The sequence below is a fragment of the Microcystis sp. T1-4 genome (assembly GCF_000297435.1).
Classification (GTDB): Bacteria; Cyanobacteriota; Cyanobacteriia; order Cyanobacteriales; family Microcystaceae; genus Microcystis.
In genome coordinates this window covers 1-7909 of sequence record NZ_CAIP01000400.1, presented here as the reverse complement: position 1 = coordinate 7909, position 7909 = coordinate 1, and the positions used below count along the sequence as shown (strand labels likewise).

7 protein-coding genes are annotated in these 7909 nt (G+C 41.2%); 1 reads left to right on the top strand and 6 read right to left on the bottom strand.

The window, feature by feature from the left end; genetic code table 11:
* The 4 genes from MICAI_RS24440 to dnaB form a co-directional block, all read right to left on the bottom strand.
* The coding region (locus tag MICAI_RS24440; protein WP_081504693.1) for an RNA-guided endonuclease InsQ/TnpB family protein at positions 1 to 303 on the bottom strand (303 nt) is incomplete at its 3' end.
* 169 nt (positions 304 to 472) lie between these two features.
* Positions 473 to 1789: a family 10 glycosylhydrolase gene (locus MICAI_RS18530; protein ID WP_008205802.1), complete on the bottom strand. Its 1317-nt coding sequence runs from the start codon at positions 1787 to 1789 to the stop codon at positions 473 to 475.
* Between the two features lie 415 nt (positions 1790 to 2204).
* Positions 2205 to 3782 carry a glycosyltransferase family 39 protein gene (locus MICAI_RS18525; RefSeq protein WP_008205800.1) on the bottom strand — a complete coding sequence of 526 codons (1578 nt, stop codon included), beginning with the start codon at positions 3780 to 3782 and terminating at the stop codon, positions 2205 to 2207.
* Between the two features lies 1 nt (position 3783).
* Positions 3784 to 5541, bottom strand: coding sequence for a replicative DNA helicase (dnaB, locus tag MICAI_RS18520; RefSeq protein WP_008205798.1), 1758 nt, complete (start codon positions 5539 to 5541; stop codon positions 3784 to 3786).
* Positions 5542 to 5794: 253 nt separating this feature from the next.
* On the opposite strand from dnaB, the gene cobM reads away from it, so the two are divergent.
* Positions 5795 to 6583 carry a precorrin-4 C(11)-methyltransferase gene (cobM, locus tag MICAI_RS18515; protein ID WP_008205795.1) on the top strand — a complete coding sequence of 263 codons (789 nt, stop codon included), beginning with the start codon at positions 5795 to 5797 and terminating at the stop codon, positions 6581 to 6583.
* Positions 6584 to 6948: 365 nt separating this feature from the next.
* On the opposite strand, the gene MICAI_RS18510 is transcribed toward cobM, so the two are convergent.
* Positions 6949 to 7416, bottom strand: a complete 468-nt coding sequence (locus tag MICAI_RS18510; RefSeq protein WP_002799098.1) for a TspO/MBR family protein — start codon at positions 7414 to 7416, stop codon at positions 6949 to 6951.
* Between the two features lie 9 nt (positions 7417 to 7425).
* Positions 7426 to 7767, bottom strand: coding sequence for a translation initiation factor (locus MICAI_RS18505; protein WP_002740237.1), 342 nt, complete (start codon positions 7765 to 7767; stop codon positions 7426 to 7428).
* Positions 7768 to 7909 lie beyond the last annotated feature (142 nt).

Genomic DNA, 7909 nt, shown 5'->3' with positions numbered 1-7909 from the left:
AAAGCTAGGATACTTAGTACGACCAGCAAAGAAATTAGTAAAAGCTATTTGTAGGTGTCTTAAACCTTGTTGTAAAGGTACACAGCTTACTTCGTTTAAAAAGTCTAATTCTTCTTGTTTTTTCCAATCAGTTAGCATTGAAGAAGTTTGAGCGTAGCCTACTCTTTCTTGCTTTTCGTACCATGCTTGTGTTCTGAGATGGAGAGCTTTATTGTAAACCAATCTTACACAGCCCAATGTGCGCCGCAATAGCGACTCTTGTTCTGGTGTGGGGTAAAATCGGTAAGAATAGGCTTTTTCCATGTCTCACATTTTAGCATATATTTTGTAAACGATGCTCATATTTGACAGTAAAGCCGCCGTAAAACGGCAGGGTTTCAGACCCAAATTTTTCAATGAAAATAATTTTGTAACCGTTCAGGGGGGGGGTTCAAGCGACCAGTGGCATTGACTCTGTGGGCAAAAATTGCTATTAACTACCCGGAGGGGGAATTACAGGAATTTCGATCCCGTCCGGCGCTAAGGGGGGAGGTGTGGGGGTTAGTTCTGGCTGGTAAATAGGTTCAGGCGTACTAACTAAGGGAATATTTTCCAGCACGGGAAGACGGGGAGTGATGGGTTGCGAAAACAGCGCTTGAATTGCCGCTTTTCTGGTTTCTGGAGGTTCCAAAGCTTGCTGCCAGAGACTTTCATAAAAGAAGAAAATCACCCCTAAACCCCGTTGACGAGCAGCCAATACCTTTTCTTCAATAAAGGGTAACGCGATCGGTCGATTGCGTAAACCGGTCAAAACTCCCACACCGGTGGGGATAGTTTGCTGGGTTTCCTGAATTTCGGGACGCTCTATTTGTTTGAGAAAACTGGGCAGATCGGGACGATAAACCTGTACGATCAACTCATCGACTAATCCTTGCCGCACCCAACCGAGCCAATCCTGTAAATGACCATTATAGGCGAATTCGTAGGGATTAGGGGCGATCGAAAGCAGTATATTCGGTTTAATTGCCTCAATTGATTCTTTGAGATTAGCCAGAAAAGCGGTGATTTTATCGGCCCGCCATTTTGTCCATTCGGGATCCCGGGGGTTAGCCGGAGGCGTTTTTTCGGTTTCCTGTTGATAAAGGGCGATAGTATAGGGATCATAGCCGAATTCGTTGGGTAAACTCAGATGATCGTCGAATTGGATGCCGTTAATATCGTATTGTCCCACCACTTCCAAGACTAATTCCCGCAGAAAATTCTGCACCTCGGGACGGAAAGGATTCAACCACACCACCTCACCGGCTGCCCCTACCCAAGTGGTCCCTCCGTCCCGTTTTTGGGTTAACCAGTCCTGATGTTTTAAGGCTAATTCTGAGGTGGGAGGGGCCATAAATCCGAATTCAAACCAAGGAATGACCAATAATCCCCTGCCACGGGTTTGTTCCACCAATTCTGCCAAGATATCTTGTCCCTGCGCTCCCGTAGGCACAAAAGGCTGTATTCCTTCCCGTTGAGCGATCGCGCTAGGATAGAGAGCATAACCGGAATTCCAAACCACGGGATAGATAGCATTAAAATTGAGATTAACTAATTGCTCGATCGCCTGTTGTCGTTTATCCCTGTCCATCAGCATCGCAGTATCGTTGGTGGTGATCCAAACACCGCGGATATCAGGATCTCGACTTTGAGAGAAAGCAGCGGAAAAATAGCCTAATAGTAGGACTATGAGAAAAGATGCTAAGAATAGTAGTATGGGGAGCTTTTTAAGAATTTGCCGCCAAGTGCTGGTCGGAATTAGAAAAGTCATTTCTTTAAGGTGAAGATTAACGCTTTTAACTGGTTATGATAACAGCTTTGCTCAACTCTTTCAGGCTAGATCGACCAAAAATATATAGCTAGGGTTTGCCGAAAAAGTTTTTCGTGGGGACAGGGTGTGGGGTGTGGGGTGTGGGGTGTAGGTTTTTACCCATTTTCATCTGGTAAATTACCTAATTTTCAGGGAAAAAGTCCCAGAATTTTCCCCCCGATCCCTCCCAGATATGGTACTTTTTGATTGACAAAAAGTCTAAAAGTCTTACCCAACAAGGTTTTTAGATTTATTCGGCAAACCCTAGCTAGACACAATTAATTAGACATATCTAACCATCTTTTGCCTCTTGCCTCTTGCATGAGCGCCTATCCTAACCAAGAAGTTAATTTTGTCCTACTACTTATATATTTACCTATTTCTTCACTTGCGACAATTGACCTTGAGGATAGAAATCATCACGACGAACATCCAATTGATCTAGGGCCAGTAATAACCGATTGGAAGGACGAAAAAGAAATAAGTTGGCCTGGGGAATTTCTAGAACTTCTTTTAACTTATCGGTATCGGGGTTAGTGGTAGTCAGGAAGTATTGTACATCAGCATTAAGACGATAATTAAGGGAAAGCAAATCACCTAAGTTAGTCCAGTCATTACCTTCGTCGCTGATAATAATGGCATTGGGTACAGCATTAATTTTTCTGGCAACTTCGCCATTCCAATAACTAGGAACTTTTGCCCAACTGGTTTCGGAAAGAGCATTATTAAAGTTCGATATTATACTAGCAGTTAACAAAAAAGTCAAGATAATTTTACCTGAAAATTTACCTTGATTAAGCAATTGTGACAAGAAAAAAGCCACAGTTATATAGATAGTGGGAAAGGTCGCAATTAGATAACGGGTGACAGTTGATCTAGTGGTGGTCAAAATTAGATCGGGAATGACTAAAGCTAGGAAAGGTACTAGGGTTGAGGTAATTAGAAAAGTAAAAGCTATCGGGTTATTGTAGCGATAAACTCGCTCAAAAGCATAGATAGTTAAGATTAAAAAAATTAGTCTATATATATAGGTGAAGATGTTATTAAAACCAAAATCGCTATCGCTAAATGGACAAGTAAAAGTTAAGAGCCATAATTTACCGAACAATACCCAATCGAGATAGTTAACGGCAGCCCAACTGGTGGAGTTAAAGGCCCTTTGAGAGTTAGTTAAAAAAACCTGTAACCAGGGTATATATAAAATTATCATTGTTAACCCAGATAACAGGAAAAATATCAAGTTATTTTTTCGCTCTGGTTTCATAACAAGATACCAAAGTATAAAGACTGCTTGAGCAAATAAGTTAAGAATAAAAAAGAGATGGGTGTAGAGTCCGAGAGTATTAGATAAGGTATATAAAGACCAATTAACAAGAGTTCTTTTTTTGAGGCATTTTAACAGCATTAATTGACTGATTATCGTTAACAGAACCAAAAGACTATACTGACGAGACATTTGAGAAAATATTATATCAACTGGAGAGAGTGCCAATAAAATTACTGCTAAAACTGCCGTTAACTTTGATGTAAATAGTTCTAGGGATAGATAGTAAATAAATGGCAGAGATATAAGACTAAAAACAATCGCTAAACTGCGGGAAGAAGCGGGAGAAAAACCGAATATTTTTTCCCAGTAGCGAGAGATAATAAAGTATAAAGGTGGGTGTTGAGGGTCTTCTTGAGCGAGAGATTTTATTGTATCAAAAATATTACTTTCGGGTTTAAGTTGTTGAAATTTTTCTAATTCTGTGGTAGATAAAAGACGATTTTGAAAGATAGTATCAGCGATTTCCTTTGCTTGATAACCAGTGGTTCTAATCGTGGTGTAGGATTCATCATGCCAATAGACTTTTTGATCGATATTTGCCCAACGAAAAACCACACCAAGAGTTAGGATAATTGCCAAAAGTATTAAGAGCCAATTGGTTTTTATATAATTAATATTTGCTTGCATTTTAATAATTAGAGCGACTTTGTTTAAGATTGAGAAACTTGGTAAATTCTGGTTGAAAAAGTAGCTTAATTGTGCCAGTGGGACCATTACGATGCTTAGTAATAATTACTTCAGCCACACCTCGATCAGGACTATCGGGGTTATAATATTCATCTCGGTATAACATCATAATTAAATCCGCATCCTGTTCGATACTATTATGAACGATGATATTATTGGCAATAAAGTTATGCAGTTTATCTACTGTTAAATCATACACTTCTGTCTCTCCATCCGCTTGAATTGCCATAACTTCATCCCAATTAAAAGTTAGGTCTGAATTACTAAGAGAGCGAGGTAAAGCGATATAATTACCAATATTTAGTTCATCTAATCTTTGCCAACCGTGGACGGTCAAAAATTTATGATTGGCTGTAGTTCTAATCGTGCGACCTAAACGAGTTGTTAATCGAAAAACTGGCTTAAATCCTGTGGAAAATACCTTAGTTACCAGTGCTTTTTCTAATTTCATTGTTTCCTCATTAAGAGCAAAAACCGTAAAATTAGAGCAATTCACTAACTGACAAATTGGCACTTTAGCACGAGGATCGGCTAACTCAACTAAACTATCACCCGCTAAACATCCCGACTCGCGTAAATCGGACATCATCGGTCTTTTATTATTGCGAGATTCCACGGCGCGACTTAACTGAGAAAGAGCAATTACTGGAGCATGAATTTCTCTCGCTAAACCCTTAAGACTGCGGGTAATTTTAGAAAGTTCCTGAACGCGATTATCACCTCCCCCTTCCATTAATTGCAGATAATCGATTAAAACTAATCCCATTTGTCCCTTTTTTTCTGCCTGTAAACGCCGCACTTGGGAACGCATTTGAATTACACTTAAATTGGCACTGTCATCGATATATATGGGCAAATTTAATAACTTTTCTAGTCCCCCAAGAACCTTCTCTAAATCATTTTGTCCCAAACGGCCAGAGCGAATCCGATTACTTTCGATTTTAGCCTCATTCGATAACAAACGTTGGGCTAATTGTTCCTTAGACATCTCCAAACTAAAGACCGCTACAGGTAAATTCTGTTGAGCGATATTATAGGCAATATTAAGAGCAAAAGAAGTTTTTCCCATGGAAGGCCTACCCGCGATAATAACTAAATCCGAGGGTTGTAAACCACTGGTCATCGCATCGAGATCATAAAATTGAGTTTCGATACCGGGTAGAGTGGTGGTCTCCTGCATTTTCTCAATTTCGTTAAAAGTTTCGATTAAAGTATCCCCCAGAAAAATTAAACCCTCCTGGGGTCGTTTTTGGGTGAGACGAAAAATCTTTTGTTCCGATTCATCGAAAACATTTTCTAATTCTAGCGTCGTATCCCTGGCTAACTCGATAATTTCTCCCCCGGTGGAAATTAACTGACGACGCATATATTTATCCATCACTAATTCAGCATAGCGATCGATGTTAGCAGCCGAGACAGTGCGCTCAATTAATTGTAACAATCGCGGCATTCCCCCGATTTCTTCCAGCAGATGATTATCCTGTAACCAACTGCTAACCGTCATTAAATCCGTCGGTTTTCCCTTCCCTTGTAAAGCAAGTGCCGCACGATAAATATCTTGATGGGTTTTCACATAGAAAGCTTCTGGAATTAAAAAATCACTGATTCTACCTAACGCTTTTGGATCTAGCAAAATACCACCTAAGATAGATTCTTCCGCTTCAATATTTTGGGGGGGGAGGGATTGATCGCTAATCATTGTCAATGCTGACCGTGCTTTATCATTAATATTGTATAGTCAGTTTCACCGTAATTAAATACAAATGTTCAGGTTAATGATCGGGGTTGGGTTTTGGGGTTTTAGGGTTTTGGAGTTTTAGTTGAAATTTCCCCACTTCCCCACTTCCCCACTTCCCCACTTCCCCCCGCAACGCGCACGAAGTGGTCTCCCCACTTCATAATTCATAATTCATAATTCATAATTCCCACTTCCCCTTTAAACAGGATTTAGTATGACTTTAATTGACTCCTCGGCGCTCTCCCCGGCCGTCTATTTTATTGGTGCGGGACCCGGAGATCCGGAATTATTGACGGTAAAAGCCTATAAAATTCTCCAAAAAGCCGATGTTATCCTCTTTGCTGATTCCCTCGTCCCCAAACAGATTCTTGAGGATACTCGTCAAGATGCCGAGTTAATTCCCACCAGTAGCATCACCCTAGAGGAAATTATCCCTTTAATGATCGATCGCGTGCGTCGGGGTTTAGCGGTGGTGCGACTGCAATCGGGGGATTTAAGTCTCTATAGTGCCATCCAAGAGCAAATTGAGCTTTTGACAGCAGCAGATATCCCCTTTCAGCTAATCCCCGGAATTAGTGCCTTTCAAGGATTAGCGGCCAAATTGGCCCTAGAATTAACGATTCCCGAATTAGTCCAGACAATTATTCTCACCCGGGTGGAAGGAAAAGCATCTCCCATGCCAGAAAGTGAAGAATTAGCCTCTTTAGCCGCCCATAAAGCCAGTTTATGCCTATATTTAGCCGCCCGTCATGTTGACAAAGCCCAGGAAAAACTCCTACAATACTACGGGCCAGAGCAACAGGTGGCCGTTTGTTTCCGTCTCGGTTGGCCCGACGAAAAAATCTGGATTGTCCCCCTGTCAGAGATGGCCCAATTAACCCATCGGGAAAATTTAACTAGAACTACCCTTTATCTAATTAGTCCCGCTTTAAACCAGATTACAGGAACTCGATCGCAACTTTATCACCCGCAACATTCCCATCTTTTCCGTCCTCATCCTTAGGTATTTTCTGGGAAGTCTATCGAAAGAAACACTAGGTTTCTACCTAAAGTTAGAGTTAAAGAGCGGCGATTTTGTTTAAAATCGCAGTAGGAGGTAAGACAATTTTAAAAGCTTTTAAAATTAGTCTAACAATCCATGCACAACTGCCCTATATGTTCGGGAATTACCCTTCGTCACCTTGTGGCTAGTCGTGCCTACTGGTATTGTCCTCACTGTCGTCAGGAGGTTCCTAACTTCCTTGATTGCTCCATTCCTCGCAGGGTAGAGCGAGTTAGAGCGGAAAAAACAGTCTAGATTTTCAAGTTGGTAGATGGCAATAAGATCTGTGGGATGGGTTAAAAATTAACCCATCCCACTTTACCTATCTATACATCCCGAGGATTGAGATGGCTCATTTCCCAAGTCACATAGGTACCGATCGGACTCCAAATCAGGTAGGGTAAGAGTAGGATGCCCGCCCAAGAAGAAACAGGGAAAACCAAGAGCGCCAGAAGACAACCCAAGAAAAAACCCGTACCTCCGATAATCGTTCCCGCTTTGAGACTGCGTAGTTTACAGGTGACGGGAGTATAGGCAGTAATAGTCAATTCCACCAACAGATAAAAAGCCATCAAAAACCAGCGATTAGCCGGTTGAGCTTCCCAGACTAAATAAGCAGAAATTGCCCCACAAATATAGATAATTGTCCAGATAAGAGGGATTAATCTTTCAAAGGTTAACCAATCGGGACGACGCAAGCGTGCAAACCAACGCACATCGCGAGAATTGAGTAATCCCCCAGCTAACGCTACCAAAAACCCCACGACACCGATAAGCAACCAAGAGGGAATCATGATTTTTAGCTATCCTCCGCTAATTTTGGCTTTGTAACCCGATTCAATGAGAATTTGTAGAATTTTTTGGCGATGATCTCCTTGGATCTCAATGGCATTTTCTTTCACTGTACCACCCGTTCCGCAAGCAGTTTTTAACTGTTTTAATAATTTCGTCAGAGTTTCGGTTTGGCATTGAAAACCTGTAACCATGGTAACGGTTTTTCCCGCACGACCAGAGCGGGAGGTTTGAACTCGCAAATTCTGCTGATTTGGGGGTAATTCAGGAATGGAACGCTCAAAAGCTTGAGAATTACTTTGATCTCCAAATTCCTGATAGGCAATCCGGTTTTTTTCTTTTGATTTACTCATATAGCAATTATCATAGTGGGTTTGGGGGTTGGGGAAGTGGGGAGATGGGAATTATGAATTATGAATTATGAATTATGAAGTGGGGAGAAGGGAGAATAAATAAAGATATAGCGTTTCCTGTTTGCAAGAGGTACATTAGGGA

Bases quoted from the DNA above. Each gene is read 5' to 3' on its own strand.
- MICAI_RS18525 (WP_008205800.1), bottom strand. From the start codon at position 3,782: ATGCAAGCAAATATTAATTATATAAAAACCAATTGGCTCTTAATACTT.
- MICAI_RS18505 (WP_002740237.1), bottom strand. From the start codon at position 7,767: ATGAGTAAATCAAAAGAAAAAAACCGGATTGCCTATCAGGAATTTGGA.
- MICAI_RS18530 (WP_008205802.1), bottom strand. From the start codon at position 1,789: ATGACTTTTCTAATTCCGACCAGCACTTGGCGGCAAATTCTTAAAAAG.
- dnaB (WP_008205798.1), bottom strand. From the start codon at position 5,541: ATGATTAGCGATCAATCCCTCCCCCCCCAAAATATTGAAGCGGAAGAA.
- MICAI_RS18510 (WP_002799098.1), bottom strand. From the start codon at position 7,416: ATGATTCCCTCTTGGTTGCTTATCGGTGTCGTGGGGTTTTTGGTAGCG.
- cobM (WP_008205795.1), top strand. From the start codon at position 5,795: ATGACTTTAATTGACTCCTCGGCGCTCTCCCCGGCCGTCTATTTTATT.